18 protein-coding genes are annotated in these 22,247 nt (G+C 71.8%); 9 read left to right on the top strand and 9 right to left on the bottom strand.

Annotated features, from left to right (window positions below; all coding sequences use genetic code 11):
- Nucleotides 1-23 precede the first annotated feature (23 nt).
- Both ACYVD5_RS23635 and ACYVD5_RS23630 read right to left on the bottom strand, forming a co-directional pair.
- The gene (locus ACYVD5_RS23635; RefSeq protein ID WP_461003327.1) at nucleotides 24-854 is read right to left on the bottom strand and encodes a purine-nucleoside phosphorylase; all 831 of its coding nucleotides are present in this window, start codon (nucleotides 852-854) and stop codon (nucleotides 24-26) included.
- Between the two features lie 163 nt (nucleotides 855-1,017).
- Nucleotides 1,018-1,482: a gamma-glutamylcyclotransferase gene (locus ACYVD5_RS23630; RefSeq protein WP_461003326.1), complete on the bottom strand. Its 465-nt coding sequence runs from the start codon at nucleotides 1,480-1,482 to the stop codon at nucleotides 1,018-1,020.
- Between the two features lie 146 nt (nucleotides 1,483-1,628).
- On the opposite strand from ACYVD5_RS23630, the gene ACYVD5_RS23625 reads away from it, so the two are divergent.
- Nucleotides 1,629-3,008 (top strand): NAD(P)H-quinone dehydrogenase, encoded by a 1,380-nt coding sequence (locus ACYVD5_RS23625; RefSeq protein ID WP_461003325.1) that lies wholly within the window; start codon nucleotides 1,629-1,631, stop codon nucleotides 3,006-3,008.
- Between the two features lie 178 nt (nucleotides 3,009-3,186).
- On the opposite strand, the gene ACYVD5_RS23620 is transcribed toward ACYVD5_RS23625, so the two are convergent.
- The 6 genes from ACYVD5_RS23620 to ACYVD5_RS23595 form a co-directional block, all read right to left on the bottom strand.
- A complete protein-coding gene (locus ACYVD5_RS23620) occupies nucleotides 3,187-4,458 on the bottom strand; it encodes a chemotaxis protein CheA (protein WP_461003324.1) in 1,272 nt (423 codons plus the stop codon).
- Nucleotides 4,459-4,603: 145 nt separating this feature from the next.
- Nucleotides 4,604-6,112 carry a dicarboxylate/amino acid:cation symporter gene (locus ACYVD5_RS23615; protein WP_461003323.1) on the bottom strand — a complete coding sequence of 503 codons (1,509 nt, stop codon included), beginning with the start codon at nucleotides 6,110-6,112 and terminating at the stop codon, nucleotides 4,604-4,606.
- A gap of 112 nt (nucleotides 6,113-6,224) precedes the next feature.
- On the bottom strand, nucleotides 6,225-6,305 hold the full coding sequence (locus ACYVD5_RS23610; RefSeq protein ID WP_461003344.1) for a putative leader peptide: 81 nt from the start codon (nucleotides 6,303-6,305) through the stop codon (nucleotides 6,225-6,227).
- Nucleotides 6,306-6,935: 630 nt separating this feature from the next.
- Nucleotides 6,936-8,726 (bottom strand): acetyl/propionyl/methylcrotonyl-CoA carboxylase subunit alpha, encoded by a 1,791-nt coding sequence (locus tag ACYVD5_RS23605; protein WP_461003322.1) that lies wholly within the window; start codon nucleotides 8,724-8,726, stop codon nucleotides 6,936-6,938.
- 117 nt (nucleotides 8,727-8,843) lie between these two features.
- Complete coding sequence (locus tag ACYVD5_RS23600) at nucleotides 8,844-9,089, bottom strand: acyl-CoA carboxylase subunit epsilon (RefSeq protein ID WP_461003321.1); 246 nt, start codon at nucleotides 9,087-9,089, stop codon at nucleotides 8,844-8,846.
- Nucleotides 9,090-9,198: 109 nt separating this feature from the next.
- Nucleotides 9,199-10,803 (bottom strand): acyl-CoA carboxylase subunit beta, encoded by a 1,605-nt coding sequence (locus tag ACYVD5_RS23595; protein ID WP_461003320.1) that lies wholly within the window; start codon nucleotides 10,801-10,803, stop codon nucleotides 9,199-9,201.
- Nucleotides 10,804-11,361: 558 nt separating this feature from the next.
- On the opposite strand from ACYVD5_RS23595, the gene ACYVD5_RS23590 reads away from it, so the two are divergent.
- From ACYVD5_RS23590 to ACYVD5_RS23570, 5 genes are all read left to right on the top strand, one after another.
- Nucleotides 11,362-13,962: a phosphoenolpyruvate carboxylase gene (locus ACYVD5_RS23590; RefSeq protein WP_461003343.1), complete on the top strand. Its 2,601-nt coding sequence runs from the start codon at nucleotides 11,362-11,364 to the stop codon at nucleotides 13,960-13,962.
- Between the two features lie 153 nt (nucleotides 13,963-14,115).
- Nucleotides 14,116-15,138 carry a biotin--[acetyl-CoA-carboxylase] ligase gene (locus ACYVD5_RS23585; RefSeq protein WP_461003319.1) on the top strand — a complete coding sequence of 341 codons (1,023 nt, stop codon included), beginning with the start codon at nucleotides 14,116-14,118 and terminating at the stop codon, nucleotides 15,136-15,138.
- Nucleotides 15,139-15,352: 214 nt separating this feature from the next.
- Complete coding sequence (locus ACYVD5_RS23580) at nucleotides 15,353-16,045, top strand: CAP domain-containing protein (RefSeq protein ID WP_461003318.1); 693 nt, start codon at nucleotides 15,353-15,355, stop codon at nucleotides 16,043-16,045.
- A gap of 227 nt (nucleotides 16,046-16,272) precedes the next feature.
- The gene (locus ACYVD5_RS23575) at nucleotides 16,273-17,283 is read left to right on the top strand and encodes an adenylate/guanylate cyclase domain-containing protein (protein WP_461003317.1); all 1,011 of its coding nucleotides are present in this window, start codon (nucleotides 16,273-16,275) and stop codon (nucleotides 17,281-17,283) included.
- Nucleotides 17,284-17,393: 110 nt separating this feature from the next.
- Complete coding sequence (locus ACYVD5_RS23570) at nucleotides 17,394-17,954, top strand: peptidoglycan-binding domain-containing protein (RefSeq protein WP_461003316.1); 561 nt, start codon at nucleotides 17,394-17,396, stop codon at nucleotides 17,952-17,954.
- A 154-nt stretch (nucleotides 17,955-18,108) separates the two neighbouring features.
- Here ACYVD5_RS23570 and ACYVD5_RS23565 read toward each other — a convergent pair whose 3' ends face one another.
- Nucleotides 18,109-19,266 carry a 5-(carboxyamino)imidazole ribonucleotide synthase gene (locus tag ACYVD5_RS23565; protein WP_461003315.1) on the bottom strand — a complete coding sequence of 386 codons (1,158 nt, stop codon included), beginning with the start codon at nucleotides 19,264-19,266 and terminating at the stop codon, nucleotides 18,109-18,111.
- A gap of 128 nt (nucleotides 19,267-19,394) precedes the next feature.
- On the opposite strand from ACYVD5_RS23565, the gene ACYVD5_RS23560 reads away from it, so the two are divergent.
- From ACYVD5_RS23560 to ACYVD5_RS23550, 3 genes are all read left to right on the top strand, one after another.
- Nucleotides 19,395-19,937 carry a GtrA family protein gene (locus ACYVD5_RS23560; protein WP_461003314.1) on the top strand — a complete coding sequence of 181 codons (543 nt, stop codon included), beginning with the start codon at nucleotides 19,395-19,397 and terminating at the stop codon, nucleotides 19,935-19,937.
- Nucleotides 19,938-20,173: 236 nt separating this feature from the next.
- Nucleotides 20,174-20,842 (top strand): response regulator transcription factor, encoded by a 669-nt coding sequence (locus ACYVD5_RS23555; protein ID WP_461003313.1) that lies wholly within the window; start codon nucleotides 20,174-20,176, stop codon nucleotides 20,840-20,842.
- Nucleotides 20,843-20,879: 37 nt separating this feature from the next.
- Nucleotides 20,880-22,169 carry a sensor histidine kinase gene (locus ACYVD5_RS23550; RefSeq protein ID WP_461003312.1) on the top strand — a complete coding sequence of 430 codons (1,290 nt, stop codon included), beginning with the start codon at nucleotides 20,880-20,882 and terminating at the stop codon, nucleotides 22,167-22,169.
- Nucleotides 22,170-22,247: the final 78 nt, after the last annotated feature.

Genomic DNA, 22,247 nt, shown 5'->3' with positions numbered 1-22,247 from the left:
GTGCGCCCGCCGCTGCGATCGGGTCAGATGCGCAGCAGCGCCGCGTTGAGCAGGCCGCCCAGCCGCTGCGCGCGCTGCTGGATCACGTCCAGCGCCTTGAGCGAGTCGAACCGCTCAAAGACAGCCCCCATGGCGTCGTTGCTCACCACCGACAGTCCGAGCACCTCGGCGTCCATCTCAACGGCGGCGATGGTCTCCAGTGCCATCGAACGCCCCACCAGGTCGGCTCCTGCCATCCGCAGCATGCCCAGCTCAGCGGGGGTCTGGAACTGCGGTCCCAGCAGCGAGGCGTAGACCCCCTCGGCCAGCGTGTGATCGGTGTCGTGCACCAGCGCGCGCAGCCGGGGACTGTAGGCCTCGGTGAGGTCGACGAAGTCCGGCCCCGACAGCGGCGAGGTCGAGGTCAGGTTGATGTGGTCGCGCAGCACGACCGGCTGGCCCACCGCGAAGTCGGCGCGCAGCGACCCGGCCGCGCCGGTGAGCACGACGGTCGAGGCTCCGGCCGAGATACCGGTGCGCACCGCGTGCGCGATGCGCATCGGGTCGTGCTCCTCGTAGAGGTGGGTGCGGCCGGAGAACACCGCGACCCGCTTGTTGCCGACCCAGCAGCTGCGCACGGTGGAGCCGTGGCCGGCTGCCGTGGGCGCCACGAAACCGGGCAGGTCGGTCATGTCGAGCTGGACATCGGAGCTGCCCAGGGTCTCGGCCGCGCCCGTCCACCCCGAGCCGAGGATGACCATGGCGTCGAAGGCGGTGGCACCGGTGCGGGCTTTCAGTTCGTCGGCCGCCTGGACGGCCAGTTGTTTGGCCTGGGCGGTCTTGGTCGTTGGGCGCACTTGCGTGGATTCGCTCACATCTCCGGAGAGTACCCCTGAGTAATCATCTTGATTCGGAACGCAACGCAGGGTGTTCAAATACGTCCGGAACGGGGGTGAACTGCTAGCGCCGCGCGCGCATCCGGACGCGGGCGCGCCCGCCCGGCGCCCACCGGTTCGCCCAAACGACCTCGCCCGCAGCTCAGGGCCGCGCCGGTGTGCAGGGGCGCGAGCGCAGGTCGGCGAGGTAGAACGGGGGCGCACCGGCGTTTTCGGCCGCGTCGGCGAGCATGGCCAGGTACAGCGCCGAAGGCAGCCCGCCTTCGTAGTCGTTGAGCACGTGGGTCCAGGCGGCGGTATCGCCGTCCAGCAGCGTGCTCGCCCTGACACGGATACGGGTGTAGAGGCCGAACGCGGCGCCGGCGCACTGGTCGACGTGGGCTTCGTCGCATTCGGGCACATCGTAGAGGGCCGCGAAGACGCTCGCCCCGGCCTGCTCGGCGATGGTCGCCAGCGCGCCGCCCCACGGCCCGGAAGCGCCGCCGAAGGTCAGCCGCCAGCCCTCCAGCCAGCCCGTGCCCCACAGCGGAGAGCGCGTAGCGCGCCCCGCCATCTGCTCGGGATCGAGATTGCAGCCGTAAGCGGCATAGAGGGCCACGGCGACCATGCTAAGCACCGGGGCTCGCCCCCGTTGAGATTTCCGCCGCCCGGCATGGCGGACAATGGGTAGACGGCAGAGGAGAGACATTCCAGGCGCAGGCCCACAAGGCAGCGGCGCAGCGACACGCGCCCGCCAGAAGGAGTGAAGCAGACGTGAGCAAGGTCGTGATCATCGGTGGCGGGCCGGGGGGCTATGAAGCGGCCCTGGTCGCCGCCCAACTCGGTGCGGACGTGACTATCGTGGACCGCGACGGGATCGGCGGCGCCTGCGTCCTCACGGACTGCGTCCCCTCCAAGACCCTCATCGCGACCTCTGTGCGCTCCACTTATGTCAAGGAGGCCGCCGAGCTCGGGATCGACATCTCGGCAACCGAGGGCCGCCCCGACGTCTCGGTCGACCTGCAGACGGTCAACGCCCGCGTGAAGCGCCTGGCCCAGGCCCAGTCCGACGACACCGCAGCGCGGGTGATCAAGGAGGGCGTCGAGGTCATCCCCGGCGAAGCCCGCCTGGTCGATCCCGGCATCGTCGCGGTCGGCGACCGGCGCATCAGCGCCGACGTCGTCCTGGTCGCCACCGGCGCCCACCCGCGCGAACTGCCGTCGGCCAAGCCCGACGGCGACCGCATCCTCACCTGGCGCCACCTCTACGACCTGGAGACCCTGCCGGAGAAGCTCATCGTGGTGGGCTCGGGTGTCACCGGCGCCGAGTTCGCCAACGCCTACCAAGGGCTGGGCGCCGAGGTCACGCTGATCTCCTCGCGCGAGCGCGTGATGCCCGCCCAGGACCCCGACGCCGCCGAGGTGCTGCAGGGCGTGTTCCAGCGCCTGGGCATGACCGTGCTGAGCAAGACCCGCGCCGAGTCGGTCACCAACACCGGCAACGGGGTGGTGGTCACCCTTTCCGACGGCCGCACGGTCGAGGGCAGCCACTGCCTGATGACGGTCGGCATGATCCCGAACACGGGCGGAATCGGGCTGGACGAGGCCGGTGTGCGCCTCGACGACGGCGGATTCATCCAGGTCGACCGGGTTTCGCGCACCTCCGCGCCGGGCGTCTACGCCGCGGGCGACTGCACCGGGGTGAACATGCTCGCGTCGGTGGCGGCCATGCAGGGCCGCATCGCGATGTGGCACGCGCTGGGCGAGGCGGTATCGCCGCTGAAACTGTCGACGGTGGCCGCGACCGTGTTCACCCACCCCGAACTGGCGTCGGTGGGGGCCACCGAGGAGGACGTGCGCAGCGGCCGGATCGACGCGCGGGTGGTCAACCTGCCGCTGGACACCAACCCGCGGGCGAAGATGACCAACAGCCAGGACGGGTTCGTCAAGCTGATCTGCCGCCGGCACACCGGGATCGTGATGGGCGGGGTCATCGTCGGCCCGCGCGCCAGCGAACTTATCCTGGCGGTGTCGGTGGCCGTGCAGCAGCGCTTGACCGTCGACGACCTCGCGCACACCTTCGCGGTGTACCCGTCGATGTCGGGCAGCATCACCGAGGCCGCCCGCTCGCTGATGCAAGGCTCGCCCGAGTAGCTTCCCGCACCCCGGTGCGCCGCCCGCCCGGGGCGGGCGGCGCACCGGGGTGCGGAAACGGCAACGGCCCCGGCGCTGCGCCGGGGCCGTTGTTCGCGCATGCTGTTCGTATCTGCTGTTCGTTGCTGCCCATGCAATGGGATGGGGAGAGCGCGAGCGCGGAGGCGGATCCGGCCGACTAGAAGTCGAACCCGCCGAAGTCGCCGCCGCCGAAGCCGCCGAAATCGCCGCCTCCGCCGAAGTCGCCGCCACCCATGTCGCCGCCGCCCATGTCGCCCATGCCGGCGCCCATCATGCCGCCGCCCATCATGGACCCCATCATCGAGCCCATCATCATGCCGGTGAACATGCCCATCATCATGTCCATGCCGAAGTAGCCGCCCGCGTAGGGGGCGTAGGCCGGACCGGCGTCGTAGTAGGGCCTGCGGTTGCCGTCGACCTCGACCATCCGGACATCGGGGTCGCGGTTGGAGAGCACGGCCTGTGCGCACGAGGGGCAGGCGGGAACGGACCGGCCGGTGCCGCCCGGGGGCGACCACATGACGTCCTGCTGCGAGGGCCCGTGCTGCGGGTTGAAGAAGCAGGGCTGGCGCCGTTCGGGCACCGGCTCGCCGTTCATCCGGGCGCGGGTGGCGACCATGTAGTAGCGGCCGTCCTCAAGCGCGTTGGTGACCTGCTGCACCTGGTCGGGCTCGCGGATGGAGTCGAGCGTGGCCTTGGCGCGGTCGTAGGAGTCCATCGCGTGCGTGTAGTCGGTACGCGTGGCCTCGTCGACCTTTGAGACGTCGAGTTCGAGCTGGGCGATGTCCTCGCCCAAGCGCACGACGTCCTCGTTGGCCATCTGCTTGATCTCGGCGAGTTCCTTGGCCTGCTGTTCGTCGCGGCGCTTCTTCCCGCGGTAGAGGAAGAAACCGCCGCCGACCACGGCAAGCGCCAGCAGGCCCAGCAGCATCGCACCGAAGACGCCGGAGGCGGCGTCGGCGGACTGCTGTTCCTCGACGGTCTCGGGCACGGCGACGAGAGTGTCGATCTGGCCCTCGTTGGCCGCGAGCAGATCCTCCTCAAGCGCCTGGTTCTCCGAGGAGCTCAGCTCGGTCGAGTTGACGATCAGCTCCTGGGAGCCGGCGAGAACGGCGTAGGTGCCGTCGCCGACCTGGGGCTGGATGTCTTCAAGGAAGCTGTTGACGCTGGCTTCGGAGTTCAGCGTGCCGTCCGAGAGCACCACGTAGTAGGTGGGGTTGGCAGCGGAGTCGGCAGCGTCGGCCAGGGTGTCCCGTTCGGCCTGGGGCAGCTGGTCGGTCGTTATCTCGGGGTCGACATAGACGTTGTCGTTTCGCAGCGCGTCGACGACCTCGTTCGACGCGGGGGCAGTGTCGGCGCTGGCCGGTGCCACTGCCATAGCGGTGAGCCCTGCGGCGAGCAGGGCGGGTACTACCAAGCGGCGCAACATGATCGTTCCTCTCGCCTCCCTCATCCGTACAGACGAACGGGTCGGCTGGAAGGTTCCCAGAACAGGCGGCTTTAGACCCAAGACTACGGGCGGCCCGCCGCTGTGGCGGGCCGCCCGTGGAACAAGTCAGCGGGTCGCTGGGGGGTCAGGCCGAAGAGCCCGATCCGCCGGCGGGTCCGGCAGCAGGTGCGGCCGCCGCTCCGGCGGGTTCGCCGCCGGAGTCATCGGCGTCGCGCGCCTGCGTGTCGGCGCCGCCGTCCGAACCGCCGGCACCGTCCTCGGCCGCGGTGGTCTTGCCGGCCGCGGTCTCCGTCTCCAGGTCGGCTCCGGGCTCAGGGGAGACGAAACCGCCCAGGCCGCGCGGGGCGTGGAACCGCGCCACGTCCATGATCTTCTCGCGCTTGGCCACCAGCGCCGGCACGAACGCCTGGCCGGCCACGTTGGTGGCGGTGCGGCCCATGTCCAGGATCGGGTCGACCGCCAGCAGCAGGCCCACGCCCTCCAGCGGCAGCCCCACCGTCGACAGGGTCAGGGTGAGCATGACCGTGGCACCGGTGGTGCCGGCGGTGGCGGCCGAACCGATCACCGAGACGAACACGATGAGCAGGAAGTCGGTCACACCCAGCGGCACGCCGTAGAACTGCGACACGAAGATCGCGGCGATTGCGGGGTAGATCGCGGCGCAACCGTCCATCTTGGTGGTGGCGCCGAATGGGACTGCGAAGGACGCGTAGTGCCGCGGCACACCGAAGTTGGTCTCGGCCACCCGCTCGGTCACCGGCATGGTGCCCATCGAGGAGCGCGAGACGAAGCCCAACTGCACCGCGGGCCACACGCCGGTGAAGAACTTCAGCGGGGACAGGCCGTGCAGGCGGGCCAGCAGCGGGTACACGACGAACATCACCAGGGCCAGGCCCACGTAGATCGCCAGCGCGAACCTGCCCAGGGCGCCCACGGTGGTCCAGCCGTAGCTGTAGACCGCGTTGCCGAGCAGGCCGGCGGTGCCCAGCGGGGCCAGGCGGATGACCCACCACAGCACCTTCAGCACCACGTTCAGCGCCGAGCGGGTGAAGGCCAGGAACGGTTCGGCCGCCGACCCGACGCGCACCGCGGCGATTCCGATCGCGATCGCGATGACGATGAGCTGCAGCGCGTTGAAGTCCAGGCTGGTGGTCAGCGCGCCGGCCTCTTCGGAGGTGCTGGCCGTCACGCCGAGGAAGTTGACCGGGACGATGCTTTCCAGGAACGCCAGCCACGAGCCCTGCGACCCGGCGTCGGGGGCCTCAGCGGCCCCGGCGTCCACACCGCTGTTGACGCCCGGCTGGAAGAGCAGGCCCAGCCCGATGCCGATGGCGACCGCGATCAGCGCGGTGATGGCGAACCACAGCAGGGTCTGCCCGGCGAGGCGGGCGGCGTTGGAGGTGTTGCGCAGGTTGGCGATGGAGGAGATGACCGCCAGCACGATCAGCGGCGGCACGATCGTGCGCAGCAGCGTCACGAATGTGGAGCCGATGGTGTCGAGTGTCAGCGCGAGCCAGTTGGGATCGTCGGCCGTGCCGCCCATCTGCCGGGCGACCACACCCAGGGCGATGCCGATGGCGAGGGCGGCGAGGACTTGGACGGCGAAGGGTATGCGCCGCAGTGCGGATAGCACGGGGTGACTCCTGAATCAGGACGTAACCGGTGCCCGGCTGGTGGCGGGCACGTCGGGGACAACAGGCGCGGTCGGCACAGAGCCTGCGCGCGGGAACAGGCTGGTGGGCGTGTCAGGTACGCCGACACGCCTGGGAGGCGACACGGCACAGATCGATGTGCCGGCGCACGGTCAGGCCCCAAAGGTTGGTCACGAACAAGCACAATGGAGGCCACCGCCGAGTTATTCCCCGATTGGGGACGAATGCCACACGGATCACATTTGCGCCCGAATTTGTCACTCTCGGGAGTCGATGTTGTGCGTGCGGTCGCTGCCGGTGCGGCAAGGGCTTTGACTTCGCTCCGCTGTGCGGCCTTGTGGCCTGCACGGAAAAGCGGCACCGAGGGCGGCGGTCGGGCCGGGCGGGCGCGCGTGTGCCCGTTGTGTCGGATTACAGGGTGGCTGTGCGCCCGTTATGTCGGTTTCCCGTTGCTGATCATGCGGAATTGCCGGTCTTAGCGTTGTATTCGGGGCATTTCTGCAGGGTCGGTGACCGCGCGCCCGCCGCTTGCGGTGGGACCGGTGACCGCGCGCGCCGGCCGCCCGCGGGCGTTGCCGCTGCTTTTCAGCCCCAGGCCACCTGCGGTCGGCTGCGGGCAAGGCCGCCGAGCGGGCCCGTGTCCGCCCTGGTCCCCGGACGCACCGGCCGCCATGGCCGGTGCGTCATCAGTGGCTCCGTGCGGGTCGGCTTCTTCAGGGTGATCGGTCCACCCGGGGGTCTCGCTGCTGCACAGGGCACCGGCATGCGGGCAGACCCGATCGATCAGGGTCTATTAAACAGGGCTTAAGCGTCCTTGATCTCGCAGACCACGCCGCCGTTGCTCAGACCGTCGCCCGCGGCGACCGACAGGCCCGTGATCACGCCGGACTTGTGTGCGGTAAGCGGCTGCTCCATCTTCATCGCCTCGATGACGACCACGGGATCGCCTTCGGCGACCTCCTGGCCGTCCTCGGCCACGACCTTGACCACGGTGCCCTGCATCGGCGACACCAGCGAGTCGCCGCCGGCCGCGGAAGTGGTGCCGCCGGTGCGGGTGCCGCGGCGCGCAGCGCGTCCGGCCGGGTTGCGGGTGCCGGCACCGGCCGCACCGGCCGGGTCGCCGGCGGCGGCGCCCAGGCCCGCGGGCAGGACGACTTCGAGGCGTTTGCCGCCGACCTCGACTGTGATCGGTTCGCGCTCGCCGGGTGCGGCGGGCTCGGCCGTGCCCGAGTAGGGGGCGATGGTGTTGTCGAACTCGGTCTCGATCCAGCGGGTGTACACCGAGAACGGGGCCGCTGGGTCGGCCGGGGCAAAGGCCGGGTCGTCGATGACGGCCAGGTGGAACGGGATGACCGTGGGCATCCCGCCGACCTCGAACTCCGCCAGCGCCCGGCGCGAACGCTCCAGCGCCTCGGTGCGCGTGCGGCCGGTGACGATCAGCTTGGCCACCATGGAGTCGAAGGCCTGGGGCACGGTGAACCCGGCCTCGCAGCCGGTGTCGACCCGCACGCCCGGGCCGCTCGGCAGGTTCAGCGCGGTGATGGTGCCCGGGGCGGGCATGAAGTTGCTGCCGGCGTCCTCGGCGTTGATGCGGAACTCGACTGAGTGCCCGCGCAGAGCGGGGTCGCCGTAGCCCAGTTCCTCGCCGTCGGCGACCCGGAACATCTCGCGGACCAGGTCGATCCCCGATACCTCCTCGGTGACCGGGTGCTCGACCTGCAGCCGGGTGTTGACCTCAAGGAAGGACACGGTGCCGTCGGTGCCCACCAGGAACTCGCAGGTGCCCGCGCCCACGTAGCCGGCCTCGGCCAGGATGGCCTTGGACGAGGAGTACAGCAGCTTCTCCTGCTCGGCCGTCAGGAACGGCGCCGGGGCCTCCTCGACCAGTTTCTGGTGGCGCCGCTGCAGCGAGCAGTCGCGGGTGGAGACCACGACCACGTTGCCGTGGCCATCGGCCAGGCACTGGGTCTCGACGTGGCGGGGGCGGTCGAGGTAGCGCTCAACGAAGCACTCGCCGCGGCCGAACGCCGAAACGGCCTCGCGCACCGCGGAGTCGTAGGCATCGGGGACCTCGTCCAGCGTGCGGGCGACCTTGAGGCCGCGCCCGCCGCCGCCGAAGGCCGCCTTGATCGCGATGGGCAGCCCGTGCTCGCGGGCGAAGGCCAGGACTTCGTCGGATCCGCTGACCGGATCGGAGGTGCCGGCGACCAGCGGCGCGCCCACCTTCTGCGCGATGTGGCGGGCGGCGACCTTGTCGCCCAGCGACCTGATCGCCGCGGGCGGCGGCCCGATCCAGGTCAGCCCGGCGTCGATGACCGCTTGGGCGAAGTCGGCGTTTTCGGCGAGGAACCCGTAACCGGGGTGCACGGCGTCGGCACCGGTGCGTTCGGCCACCGCCAGGATCTTGCCGAAATCGAGGTAGCTGTCGGCGGGGGTCTGCCCGCCGAGGGCGTAGGCCTCGTCGGCGACCTTGGCGTGCAGGGAGTCCAGGTCGGGTTCGGCGTAGACGGCGACGCTGGCGATGGCGGAGTCGCGGCAGGCGCGCGCGATGCGGACCGCGATCTCGCCCCGGTTGGCGATCAGAACTTTGCGCACGGTGGAATTCCTCCTGGTCCGGTGCCTGCGGGGGCGGCGCCGGTTTTGTGACAAGTCTAGGGAGCGGCGGACGGCTGCGGGGTCGAAGCCGCCTGGGACTGGGGAAAAACAGGGGGTTCAGTCCGGGTGGTAGGCGGCGCGCCAGGCTCCGGGGCCGGGGGCGGGCGGGCGGCGCAGCAGCCGCGACCGGTCGCGCCAGCCCGACCTGGGCTGCGGCTGCCGGGCCGCGCGCGCGGCCTGCACAGCGCGCGCGCGGGCGGTCAGCGCCGCGACCAGCGCCGCGGCCTCCTCGGGGCTGGGGTCGCCCCGCACCACCCGCAGGAACGGTGCGGGTGCGGGCCCGGACGGATGGTCGGTGGTCATGACGCCCTCTCGTCCCTCGGCTCGTTGCTCGGCTCGGACCGCAACGGACGCGCTGCGCGCCCCGGCGCGGATGGCCCGAGCCCTGCCCGCCCGCCGTTTCCGGAGCGCTTCACAGCGGGATGTTCCCGTGCTTCTTGGGCGGGTGCTGTTCGCGCTTGTTCTCCAGCGACCGCAGCGCCTTGGCCACCGAAGTGCGGGTCTCGGAGGGCAGGATGACCCCGTCGATGTAGCCGCGCTCGGCGGCGGAGTACGGGTTGAGCAGCGTGTCCTCGTAGTCCTGGATGAGCCGCGCGCGCTCGGTCTCGGTGTCGTCGGCGGCCGCCAGGGTCCGCCGGTGCAGGATGTTGACCGCGCCCTGGGCGCCCATGACCGCGATCTGGGCAGTGGGCCAGGCCAGGTTGATGTCGGCGCCCAGGTGCTTGGAGCCCATCACGTCGTAGGCGCCGCCGTAGGCCTTGCGCGTGATGACCGTGACCAGCGGGACGGTGGCCTCGGCGTAGGCGTAGATGAGCTTGGCGCCGCGGCGGATGATGCCGTTCCACTCCTGGTCGGTGCCCGGCAGAAAACCGGGGACGTCCACGAACGTCAGCACCGGGACGTTGAAGGCGTCGCAGGTGCGCACGAACCGGGCCGCTTTCTCGGAGGCGTCGATGTCGAGGCACCCGGCCAGGCTCATCGGCTGGTTGGCGACCACGCCCACCGGGCGGCCCTCGACGCGCCCGTAGCCGACCACCAGGTTGGTGGCGAATTGGGCGTGGACCTCCAGGAAGGCGCCGTCGTCGAGGGTGTGCTCGATGACCCGGTGCATGTCGTAGGGCTGGTTGGCGGAGTCGGGCACAAAGGTGTCCAGCTCCAGGTCGGCCGCTGTGATGCCGTCCTCGCCCGGGCCCTCCTGCAGCGGCGGGTCCTCCAGGTTGTTGGCGGGCAGGTACGACAGCAGGTCGCGGACGTAGTCCAGCGCGTCCTGCTCGTCGGCGCCCATGTAGTGGGCCGCACCGGACTTGGCGTTGTGCGCGCGGGCGCCGCCCAGGTCCTCCATCGTGACGTCCTCGCCGGTGACCGTCTTGATGACGTCGGGGCCGGTGATGAACATCTGCGAGCTTTGGTCGACCATGACGACGAAGTCGGTCAGGGCGGGGGAGTAGACGTGCCCGCCCGCCGCCGCGCCCATGATCAGCGAGATCTGCGGGATGACGCCGGAGGCCCGGGTGTTGCGCTTGAAGATCTCGCCGTAGAGGCCCAGCGCGACCACACCCTCCTGGATGCGCGCGCCGCCGCCCTCGTTGATGCCCACGACCGGGCAGCCGGTCTTCAGGGCGTGGTCGAGGACCTTCACGATCTTCTCGCCGTAGACCTCGCCGAGCGAGCCGCCGAAGACGGTGACGTCCTGGCTGAACACCGCGACGGGGCGGCCGTCGACCGTGCCGTGGCCGGTGACGACACCGTCGCCGTTGGGGCGGTTGGAGTCGAGTCCGAAGTTGGTGGAGCGGTGCCGCGCCAAGGCGTCGAACTCCACGAACGATCCCGGGTCGAGCAGTGCGTCGACGCGCTCGCGCGCGGTCCACCTGCCTTTGGCGTGCTGCTTCTCGATGGCACGCTCGGAGCCGGCGTGCACGGCCTCGTATCGGCGGCGCTGCAGATCGGCGAGCTTGCCCGCTGTCGTGTGGATGTCGATGTCGGCCGCGGGCAGTGGTTCAGGGGCTTCGGTGGCCATGGAACCTCACGATAGCCGCGCAACGGGACCGCGTGTCCGGGTCCCCCGGAGTTACTCGCTGGTAAATGACCTAGACCGTGGCCGGATCCGGACCGAACAGACGAGGGACGCGTGGCCGCGGTGAACGGCATGGGGACCTACGCGCTCCCGCTGGACTGACACGGTCCTGTAGAACCCCGCGGCCGACGTGGGGAAGGGACGGTGGACCGCCGGCCGCGCGGTCGTATACATGCGGGCCCGAAGCCGGACGGTCTCCACTGACGGGCCGCGCGCTCGCGGCGGTTCCTGTAGCCGGGCTTCCAACCGCTCCGCTGCCGTCTCGTGAAGAGTGGGCCCGAACAGGGAGTCACTCCGGCGGACGCCGGCCACCCAGGCAGGCAGCCGGGCGACCCCGTTCGTCGCGGGAGCGCCATACGCGCGGATCCCGAACGGGTACCCGGCCGGGGGCGGCGGCGACGCCGGAGTTATGGTCCCCGTTCAACAATGGTTCAGACCAATCTGGGTAGGGTCGTCCACATGACAGCGGTAAGCGCGGAACGCGACAGTGCTCGCCAGGAGATGCCCGATCAGTTGCGCGGCGACGTGCGGCTCCTCGGCGGGATGCTCGGTACGGTCCTGGCCGAAAGCGGCGGAGAGGACCTGCTCGCCGACGTCGAACGGTTGCGGCGCGCCGTGATCGGCGCGCGGGACGGCTCGGTCGGCGGCGACGAGATCACCGAACTGGTGGCCTCCTGGCCGTTAGAGCGCGCCAAAGAGGTGGCGCGCGCATTCACGGTGTACTTCCACCTGGCCAACCTCGCCGAAGAGCACCAGCGCATCCGCGCCCTCCGCGAACGCGACGACGCCGCCAACCCGCCGCGGGAGTCGCTGGCGGCCGCCGTGCGCGCCGTCCGCGACAGCGCGGGCGAGGACGGCCTGCGCGAGCTGGTCGAAGGCATGGAGTTCCACCCGGTACTGACCGCCCACCCCACCGAGGCGCGGCGCAGGGCCGTCTCGACCGCGATCCTGCGGGTCGGCGGCCAGCTGGAGCGGCTGCACACCGCCTACCCGGGCAGCACCGCCGAGGCCGAGGCCCAGCGGCGGCTGATGGAGGAGATCGACCTGCTGTGGCGCACCTCGCAGCTGCGCTACACCAAGCTCGACCCGCTGGACGAGGTCCGCACCGCACTTGCGGCCTTTGACGAGACCATCTTCCAGGTCGTCCCGGAGATCTACCGGGCGCTGGACGCGGCCATCGACCCCGAGGGCACCGGCCGCGAACCAGCCCGCGCCCGCCCGTTCGTGCGATACGGAAGCTGGATCGGCGGCGACCGCGACGGCAACCCCTTCGTCACCCACGACATCACCCGCGAAGCGATCTCCATCCAGGCCGACCACGTGCTGCGGGCACTGGAGAACGCCTGCGGCCGCATCGCCCGCACCATGACCGCCTACGGCAACCTCACCCCCGCCAGCGGCGATCTGCGCGACGCGCTGGCGGCCTGCGAGGCCGGACATCCGCGGATCATGGCCGAGATCACCAAGCGCTCGCCCAACGAACCGCACCGCCAGGCGCTGCTGTTCGCCGCCGAGCGGCTGCGCGCCACCCGCGAGCGCAACGCCGACCTCGCTTACGCAGGCCCGCAGGAGTTCCTGGCCGACCTGCGCCGGGTGCAGGGATCGCTGTCGGAGGCCGGGGCGGTGCGCCAAGCCAACGGCGAGCTCCAGCACCTGGTCTGGCAGGCCGAGACGTTCGGCTTCCACCTCGCCGAACTGGAGATCCGCCAGCACAGCGAGGTGCACGCCCAGGCCCTGGCCGAGCTCCGCGCCGGCCGGGAACCCTCCGAGCGCACGCAGGAGGTGCTGGCCACGCTGCGGGTCGTCGCCTGGATCCAGGAGCGCTTCGGTGCCGAGGCCTGCCGCCGCTACGTCGTCAGCTTCACCCGCTCGGCCGACGACATCGCCGCCGTCTACGAGCTGGCCGACTACGCCATGCCCAGCGGGCAGGCGCCCGTGCTCGACGTCGTCCCGCTGTTCGAGACCGGCGCCGACCTGGAGGCCTCGCCGCACGTGCTCGACGGCATGCTGGCGCTGCCGCGGATGCAGGAGCGCCTGGCGCAGACCGGCCGCCGCATGGAGGTCATGCTCGGCTACAGCGACTCCGCCAAGGACGTCGGCCCGGTCAGCGCCACGCTGCGCCTTTACGACGCCCAGGCCCAGCTCACCGCGTGGGCCGAACGCAACGGCGTGCAGATGACGATGTTCCACGGCCGCGGCGGGTCGCTGGGGCGCGGCGGCGGACCCGCCAGCCGCGCGCTGCTGGCCCAGGCGCCCGGATCGGTGGCGGGCCGGTTCAAGGTGACCGAGCAGGGCGAGGTGATCTTCGCCCGCTACGGGCGGCACGCCATCGCCCACCGCCACATCGAGCAGGTCGGCCACGCCATCCTGATGGCCAGCACCGACCAGGTGCAGGACCGCGCCCGCGAGGCGTCGCACAAGTACCGCGGCCTCGCCGACGGGGTCGCCGAGGCCGCCCACGGGGCCTACCGCGAACTCATCGACACCGAGGGCTTCGCCGAGTGGTTCTCCCGGGTCAGCCCGCTGGAGGAACTGGGCGAGCTGCGGCTGGGGTCGCGTCCCTCGCGGCGCAGCGCCGCCCGCGGGCTGGACGACCTGCGCGCCATCCCGTGGGTGTTCGCCTGGACCCAGACCCGCGTCAACCTGCCCGGCTGGTTCGGCCTGGGCACCGGGCTGGCCGCGGTACCCGACCTGGACGCGTTGCGGGCGGCCTACAACGAGTGGCCGCTGTTCGCCTCGCTGCTGGACAACGCCGAGATGAGCCTGGCCAAGACCGACCGCACCATCGCCGAGCGCTATCTGGCGCTGGGCGGGCGGCCCGAGCTGACCGAGCTGGTGCTGGCCGAGTACGACCGCACCCGCGACCTGGTGCTCAAGGTGACCGGCCACGACCGGCTGCTGGAGAATCGCCGGGTGCTCTCGCGCGCCGTCGACCTGCGCAACCCGTACGTCGACGCGCTGTCCCACCTGCAGTTGCGGGCGCTGGAGGCGCTGCGCAGCGACGAGAACCACGAGCGGTCTGAGGAGGACCACGGGCACCTGGAGCGGCTGCTGCTGCTCACGGTCAACGGCGTGGCGGCCGGCCTGCAGAACACCGGCTGACATCCGGCCCGGCCGACTCCGGCCGGCACTGGCGGCACCCGCGGGCGGCGGTCGCGGGCGGTCCGGGGAACCGGTCGCCCGCGACCGGGCGCCCCACCCGCGCGGCCGCCCCGGCCGGATGCGGGCGGCGGGCAGGGGCGGTTGAATGAAGGCATGGCCACACCGACCCCATCCGCCCCCGGCGACCCGGGCGCATCCGCTCCCGCAGACCACTCCGGTTCCCCGGCCTCTCCGGGCACGCCCCCTGCCTCCGGCGCCGCGGGTTCTTCCGGCTCCTCCGGCTTCCCCGAGGACGGCGGGAGCGCCGCCGGAGGCGCGGACCGGCCGCCGCTGCGCGGGCGGACCCTGGAGACCGCGCTGGTCCGCCCCGGCGGCCTGTGGCAGCGCGTGGACGTGCTGCCCGAAACCGGCTCCACCAACAGCGAGCTGCTCGACCGCGCCCGGCGCGGCGAACCCGCGGGCACGGTGCTGGCCACCGACAACCAGACCGCCGGCCGGGGCCGGCTGGACCGCGGTTTCACCACCCCGGCGCGGGCCGCACTGATCCTCTCGGTGCTGGTGCGCCCCGCCGCCGCACCCGCCCGGTGGGGCTGGCTGCCGCTGCTCATGGGCGTGGCCGCGGTGCGGGTGCTGCGCGGCGGTCCGGGCGTGCCCGCGGTGCTGAAGTGGCCCAACGACGTCCTGGTGCAGGGCAGCGAGCACAAGCTCGCCGGCATCCTTTCCGAGGCGGCGTTTTCGGCACCTGCGGATTCCGCGGCCGGAGGGGGAAACGGCAAGGGAACCGGCGCGGGCGTTGTCATCGGTATCGGGTTGAACGTCGCCCAGGAGCGCGGCGAGCTGCCGGTCGACTCCGCCACCTCGCTTGCGCTGTGCGGCGCGCCCGGAGCCGACCGCGAGGCGCTCGCGGTGGCGCTGCTGGAGGAGTTCGCCGACCTGTACGCCGCATGGTCCGCCGCCGACGGCGACGCCGGCCGGTCGGGCTTGGCGGCGGAGTACGCGGCCTGCTGCTGCACCCTGGGCCGCAGCGTCCGGATCCACCTGCCGGCCGGACGCGAGCTGCACGGCACGGCCACCGCGGTCGACACCGAAGGGTGCCTGGCCGTCCGCGACGGCACGGGCAAGGTGCACGCGCTGAGTGCGGGCGATGTCGTACACGTGCGTCCGCAGCAGATCTGACGGCCCTGGTGGGCGCCCCGCCGCCGCACCCCGCACGAGTATCGCCGCCGGCTGGAAACAGCGGGCGGCCGGGGACGGTCATCTACTAAGTCTTTATGTAGTCAATCGTGCACGAAGGGTTGCGGAAGCAGGTTCCGGGACACGTTTCCCATGACGCCTGAACCGGGCGCCCCAACGGGCCCGGTGCGACACACCCGCAAGGGGGATCCGCCGCATGCCGCACCCAACCGCACCGCAGGTCCGCGCGGCGCCGGTGCCGCCACCACCGGAAGCCGCGCCGCCCACCGGAGCCGGCCGGTTGCGCAGGCGCGCCGCCGCGCTGCTCGCAGGAGCCTGCTGCGCGCTGCTGCTCTGCCCGGCCGCCGGCAGCACCGGCGCAGCCGCCTATCCCGGACCGCCGGCGGCGCCCGTTGCCGGCCCGCCCCCGCCGCACGCGCCCGTGCAGCCCGGTGCCGCGTTCGACGCCGTGTTCGCCGGTGACCGGGGGGCATCGGCGACACCGGACGTCGAACCGCCCGGCGCCCACCGCAAGACCCGCGCCGACACGCTGGCCGACCGGGTCAACCGGGTCCACACGGCTTCGGGGTGCGAGCGGCTGCGCCGCGACGACCGGCTCGACGCGGCCGCGCGCGGCCACGCCCGCGGCATGGCCCGGCGCGGCGAACTCGACCACACCGGCAACGACGGCGGCGGCCCCGGCGACCGGGCCGCCGCAAAGGGCTACCGGCAATGGTCGGGCGAGCTGATCGCCGCAGGCCAGCAGAGCGCCGACCAGACTCTGCGCGCGTGGCGGACGAGCGCCGGCCACCGCCGCATCCTGCTGGACTGCGGGCACTCCGAACTCGGTACCGGGGTGGTCGAGCACTCCGGGCGCCTGTACTGGACCTTGGAATTGGGACGCGGCTAGCACCGGGCCCTTTGCCGCCGCCCGGTTGCGGCCGGGGCCATAGGGGACCGGTCGCCGGCGGGTGCGAAACCCGGGCGGGTACCGGGGGGTACCGGTCAAAAGGGAGCCGGGTTTCTTGACGTGCATGGGTTCCAGGTACTAAACCGACAGTGATACGCGGGAGACCGCGGCCGATCCCGGCCCCCGCCGCCTCCTCCGCAGCACCCACCTCCAACACGAGAGTTCCTATGTCGTCGCGTCCCGACCCAACGGAGATCGAAGCCGTCCTGCTCGGCGGAGAGGCGCGTTACACGCGCGAAGAGGCGGTGCAGCTGGCCGGGGCCTCCGGCGAGTTCACCAAACGCGTGTGGCGGGCGCTGGGCTTTGCCACACGCGGCGACGACGCCGTCGCCTTCACCGACGGTGACGTCGAAGCGCTGCGCACCACCTCCGAGCTGATGAAGAACGGGATCCTCGACGAGGACGCCGCGATCCGGCTGGCCCGTGCGATGGGCCAGACCATGGCCCGGTTGGCGGAGTGGCAGACCAGCATCCTGTCCACGCTCTCCCACGCCCCTGAGAAAGGCACCGACCAAGAGCCGCACGGGCCGCTGGTGGGGTTCTCCCAGGAGCTCATGCCCGATATCGAGACCCTGCTGCTCTACATCTGGCGGCGCCAGCTCGCCGCGTCGGTTGCGCGGCGGGTCGCGTTCCTGCGCAGCAGCGAGGACGCCGCCCCCACCTACTTCCCGCTCGCAGTGGGCTTCGCCGACCTGGTCTCGTTCACCACCTTGAGCCGCGAGCTGGACGAGGTCGAACTCGCCGAGGTGGTCGAGGGTTTCGAGTCCACCGCCACCGACATCGTGGCCTCCGGCGGCGGGCGCGTGGTCAAGACGCTCGGCGACGAAATCCTCTACGTGGCCAACACCGCCGGCCAGGCCGCCGAGATCGCGCTGCAGCTCGCCGACGGCGTCAAGACCCACATAGAGGTCCCCGACGTGCGGGTGGGGCTGGCCTACGGTCCGGTGCTGGCGCTGCTCGGCGACGTGTTCGGTACCACGGTCAACCGCTCCTCGCGGCTGACCTCGTTCGCCCGCCCCGGCACCGTCCTGATCGACGATGCGCTCGCCGAGCTGCTGAGCGACGATTCGTCGCTGCAGGTGGTGGCGGTCCGGGCGCGCCACGCCCACGGGTTGGGCCAGCTGCAGCCCTACGCCCTGCGCCGCAGCTTCGAACCCGCCGGCCCGGTGGCGGGCTGACCCGCCCACCGGGGGCGCTGCGCGCTGCGCGGCGGCATGGCAACCGCGGCGGGCCGTCGGCTAACATCCGGCGAAACCCGACCCCCCGGCCATGCAGCAGGAGGCCCCCTTTGACCGCCAAGCGCCGGATAGCCGCAACCGCAGTCGCCCTGGGAATCGCACTCGGCAGCGGTGGGATGACCGCTCCGGCGGCCCTCGCCGACGGGGCGCAGACACCGCCCGAGGTGGCCGAGTCCATCCGGGCCCAGCCGTGGGTGCGGCTGGAGGAAGGCGACCGGGACTACCGCGTGCTCGCCGCGGCCGCGATCCTGGCCGAGGAGCGCTATTACCCGAAGGAACCGATCGTCACCTTCGACGACGACATGAGCGCCGCCGTCGAGCAGTACCAGGGCGACCGCGGGCTGCCGGTCACCGGCGCGGTCGACGGGGCGACATGGGTGGAGCTCCGCGACGACGTCGGCCTCATGAGCGCCGGCGACCCCCGCCATGCGATGGCCAACGGGCTGGAGCACTCGCTCACCCACCTCGGGTTCAGCCCTTCCCCCTCCGGGTACGGCGGCTTCACCGCGGCGGTCAAGGCGTTCCAGCGCGACCGGGGCATCGGTGTCGACGGGGTCATCGGCCCGGTCACCTTCCGCGCGATGTACGCCGAAGGCGCCGAAGACCAGTAGAGCCGGCGGCCGCAGCCGCCGCCCCGGTACCACCGCCGTTCCCTGCCCCGCCGACCGCATGGCGGCATGGGCGAATGGGCGAATGGTCCAGTGGCCGAAACCTGCAGCCCCGGACGCGCGGGTGCGCAGGCCCGCGCACCCGCGCACCCGCGGCTCAGCCCTGGTCGCCCCGCAGGTAGGACGCCGCGTCGCGGGCGCGGGCAAGCAGGTCGGCGGGGTCGTCGCCCGCCACGTTGACGTGGCCGATCTTGCGGCCCGGGCGCACCTGTTTGCCGTAGAAATGCACCTTGGCCGCGGGGTCCTTGGCCATGACGTGGATGTAGCGCCCGTAGACGTCGGGGTCCTCGCCGCCGAGCACATTGGCCATCACCGTGTAGGGAGCGGTGGCGCGCGGCGATCCCAGCGGAAGGTCGAGCACCGCGCGCAGGTGCTGCTCGAACTGGGAGGTGCGCGCCCCGTCCATGGTCCAGTGCCCGGAGTTGTGCGGGCGCATCGCCAACTCGTTGACGACCACGCCGCCGGCGGTCTCGAACAGCTCCACCGCGAGCACGCCGACCACGTCCAGGGCGTGGGCGAGGTCGATGGCCAGCTCCTGGGCGGCGGTGGCCTTGTCGTCGTCCAGGCCGGGGGCCGGGGCGATGACCTCGTGGCAGATGCCGTCGCGCTGCACGGTCTCAACGACCGGGTAGACCGCGAGCTGGCCGTAGGGCGACCGGGCCACCTGCACCGCCAGCTCGCGGCGGAAGCCGACCTTCTCCTCGGCGAGCAGGGACACACCGTTCTCGTCGGCGCGCTCCAGCACGGCCAGTGCCTCGGCGCGGTCGCCGGCGATCCACACGCCCTTGCCGTCGTAGCCGCCGCGTGCGGCCTTGAGGACGATCGGCCAACCGGTCTCGGCGGCGAACGCCTCGATCTGGCCGATGGCGGTCACCGCGCGCCAGCGGGGGCACGGCACGCCCAGCTCGCGGGCACGGGTGCGCATGCGCAGCTTGTCCTGGGCGTGCTGGAGCGCGGCGCGGCCGGGACGCACAGCGGCGCCGGTCTCCTCGACCTCGCGCAGCACGGGTTCGGGCACGTGCTCATGGTCGAAGGTCAGCACGTCGCAGGACTTCGCGAAGGCCAGCAGGTCGGCGAGCCCCCGGTCGTCCCCCAGTTGGACGTCGCCGCAGACGCGCGCCGCGCTGTCGGCAGGGGACCCGGCCAGGACGCGGAAATCCACGCCCAGCGCGATTCCCGCCTGGTGGGTCATCCGGGCAAGCTGCCCGCCGCCGACCATCCCGACACGGGGGACGGGCCGATGTTGCTCGCTCACTGTTCCTCAACTCGTTGACGACTTCTACGCTGATGGTGCAGCGAAGGGCGGGAGTAGGCTGGCAGCCGCCTTCTGCGGCGCCCCACGGAATTCTAGTGACCACCCGGCCAAAGGAGCGGAAACCCCCAGTGCAACCGGTGAGCAGGCTCGCGTCCTGGCTGCCGCGGTTCGTCCGCGAGCTGGCCAAGTTCGGCACGGTCGGCGGCGCGGCCTACGTGGTCCAGGTGCCGGCCACCAACTTCTGCTGGCTGGTGCTGGACGCTCCGCCGCTGGCGGGCCAGGCGATGGGTGTGCTGGTCGCCACGGTGGTGGCCTTCTTCGGCAACCGGTACTGGACGTTCCGGCACCGCGCGCGCACCGGCCTGGCCCGCGAGTACGGCCTGTTTTTCGTGTTCAACGCGGTCGGGCTGGCGATCCAGCTGGGGTGCCTTGGCACGTCGGTCTACCTGCTCGGGTTCGACGGCCCGCTGGCGCAGAACATCGCCGGCAACGTGGTCGGTGTCGGGCTGGGGTCGCTGTTCCGGTTCTGGTCCTACCGCAGATGGGTGTTTCCGGCGCCGCCGGTTGCCGAACCCGCGCCGCGGCCGGCGGATTCCCATTCGGCCGGTGGCGCGGCGGGCAACGCAGCGTCCGGCGCCGAGGTTGCCGCGCCGGGACCCGAGCGTTCCTGACGGCCGGAGCCGGGGGGCGCGTGCGGGGCCGCGCGATCGGTCCGGCGGACCGGGCCGATACGGCCCGCGGGATTTCGCCGGGCGGTAAATTCGCCGCAGGCGGCGGTAAAGAATTCTTGGTTCGCAGGCGGTTTTTCGGATTTTGTCCGTTATGCGGCAGGCGTATTTCCGGTCAACCGGGAGCCTTGCGGCGCGCATAATAGGGAAATACGTGCCATCGTTTTACGATCAACCCTATGACCTGCGTTTTGCTGGCCGAAGACGATACTTCGATCTCCGAGCCCCTCGCGCGCGCACTCCGCCGCGAAGGATACTCCGTCGAGGTGACCGTCAACGGCAATGAGACCCTCGACCGCGCCCGCGCCGGCGATATCGATCTGATGGTCCTCGATCTCGGCTTGCCCGAAATGGACGGGTTGGAGGTGGCCCGTCGGTTGCGAGCCGAGGGCCACGGCACACCGATACTGATTCTGACCGCCCGCGCCGACGAGGTCGATACCGTGGTGGGCCTCGACGCGGGCGCCGACGACTACGTCACCAAGCCGTTCCGGCTGGCCGAGCTGCTCGCCCGCGTCCGCGCACTGCTGCGCAGAGGCGGCGCCGAGGTTCCGGTCGTGCACGGTGTGCGCATCGACAACGACTCCCGGCGCGCCTGGATCGGCGACCGCGAGCTGCAACTGACCACCAAGGAGTTCGACCTGCTGCGGGTTCTGGTGCGCGACGCCGGAAAGGTGGTGACCCGCGAGCAGATAATGCGGGAGGTATGGGACACCAACTGGTGGGGGTCCACCAAGACACTCGACATGCACATATCGTGGCTGCGCCGCAAGCTCGGCGACGACGCGAACCAGCCGTCCTACATCACGACGGTGCGGGGTGTCGGCTTCCGGTTTGAACGCGATTAGTCGGGCTCGTCCCGCCGCCGGGCAGTAGGGGTGTGACATGCGCAGGCGGATGCTGTTCTCCACGCTGGTGGTGACCGTCATCGCGGTCCTCCTGCTGGGCCTGCCGCTGGGCGCGCTCACCTACACCACCGTCAGCAGCCAGGCCGAGCGCCAGGTGGAGCAGGAAGCCCAGGTCATCGCGGCCGAGGTCGACAGCGAGCTAGAGGATCGCAACCGCGTCGACGTGGGACGGCTCACCGAGGTCCATCCCGACCGCCACATCGAGGTCAGGCTGGCGGCCACCGGCGAGGTCATCACCGCCGGCGGCTGGCGGATCGAGCCCCGCGGGCCCGGCGCCTCGGAAACCCTGCACGCCACCGCGTCCTCGGCGACGGGCAACTCCGTCACGGTCTGGCGCGGCACCGAGCGCGTGCGCGAGAACATCCTCAACGCCTGGCTGGGTATCGCGTCGCTGTCCCTGCTGGCCATGGGGGTTGCAGTGGGCCTGGCCATGCTGCAGGCGCGCCGGCTCACCCTGCCGCTGGTCGACCTGGCCGCGACCGCCGAGCGGCTGGGCTCGGGCGTTGTCACCCCGTGGGGGCACCGCTACGGCATCTCCGAGGCCGACCGGGTCGCCGAGGTGCTCGACCGCAGCGCCGAGCGGATCGCCGGGTTGATCGCCACGGAACGGCACTTCGCCACCGACGCCTCCCACCAACTGCGCACACCGCTGACCGCGCTGTCGATGCGGCTGGAGGAGATCATCGCCGAGGCCGAAAACCCCGAAACCGTCCGCGAGGAGGGCGAGGCGGCGCTGGCCCAGACCGAGCGGCTGGTCGACACGGTCGAGAGCCTGCTGGGCAGGGCCCGCAAGAGCCAGCAGGCCGAGGCCGAGGCGGTTGCCCTCGACGACTCCCTCGGGCGCTTCGTCTCGGAGTGGTCGCCCATCCTGCGCAGGGAGGGCCGCGACGTGGTCCTGACCGGCGAACGCGGACTGTCGGCCCGCATACCCGAGACCGACCTCACCCAGATCATGTCCAGCCTCGTCGACAACGCGCGCCGCCACGGCGCCGGCACGGTCACCGTGCGCACGGTCCACGGCGGCGGCACCGTGCGGGTCGAGGTCAGCGACGAAGGGCCGGGCGTGCCCGAGGACATCGCGGGACGGCTCTTCGAGCGCGAGGTCACCGGCGGCAACGGCACCGGTCTGGGCCTCGCCCTGGCCCGCCACATCGCCGAGTCCGAGGGCGCCCGCATCGAGCTGATCCAGGCGCGGCCCACCACCTTCGCCCTGTTCCTGCCCCCTGCACCGGGCACCGTCGAATCGGCCGCCGCCAGCCCGGCGTGAGCCTGCCGAACCGTACGCCGGCGACCGCGCCCGGCGGCTGCGGGCGGGGGCGGTCGCCGGGCGGCGGGCTCAGCCGCC

This window comes from Streptomonospora sediminis (genome assembly GCF_054778995.1).
Note: the sequence above shows the minus strand (reverse complement) of the source record. Positions and strands in the feature narration are given on the sequence as shown.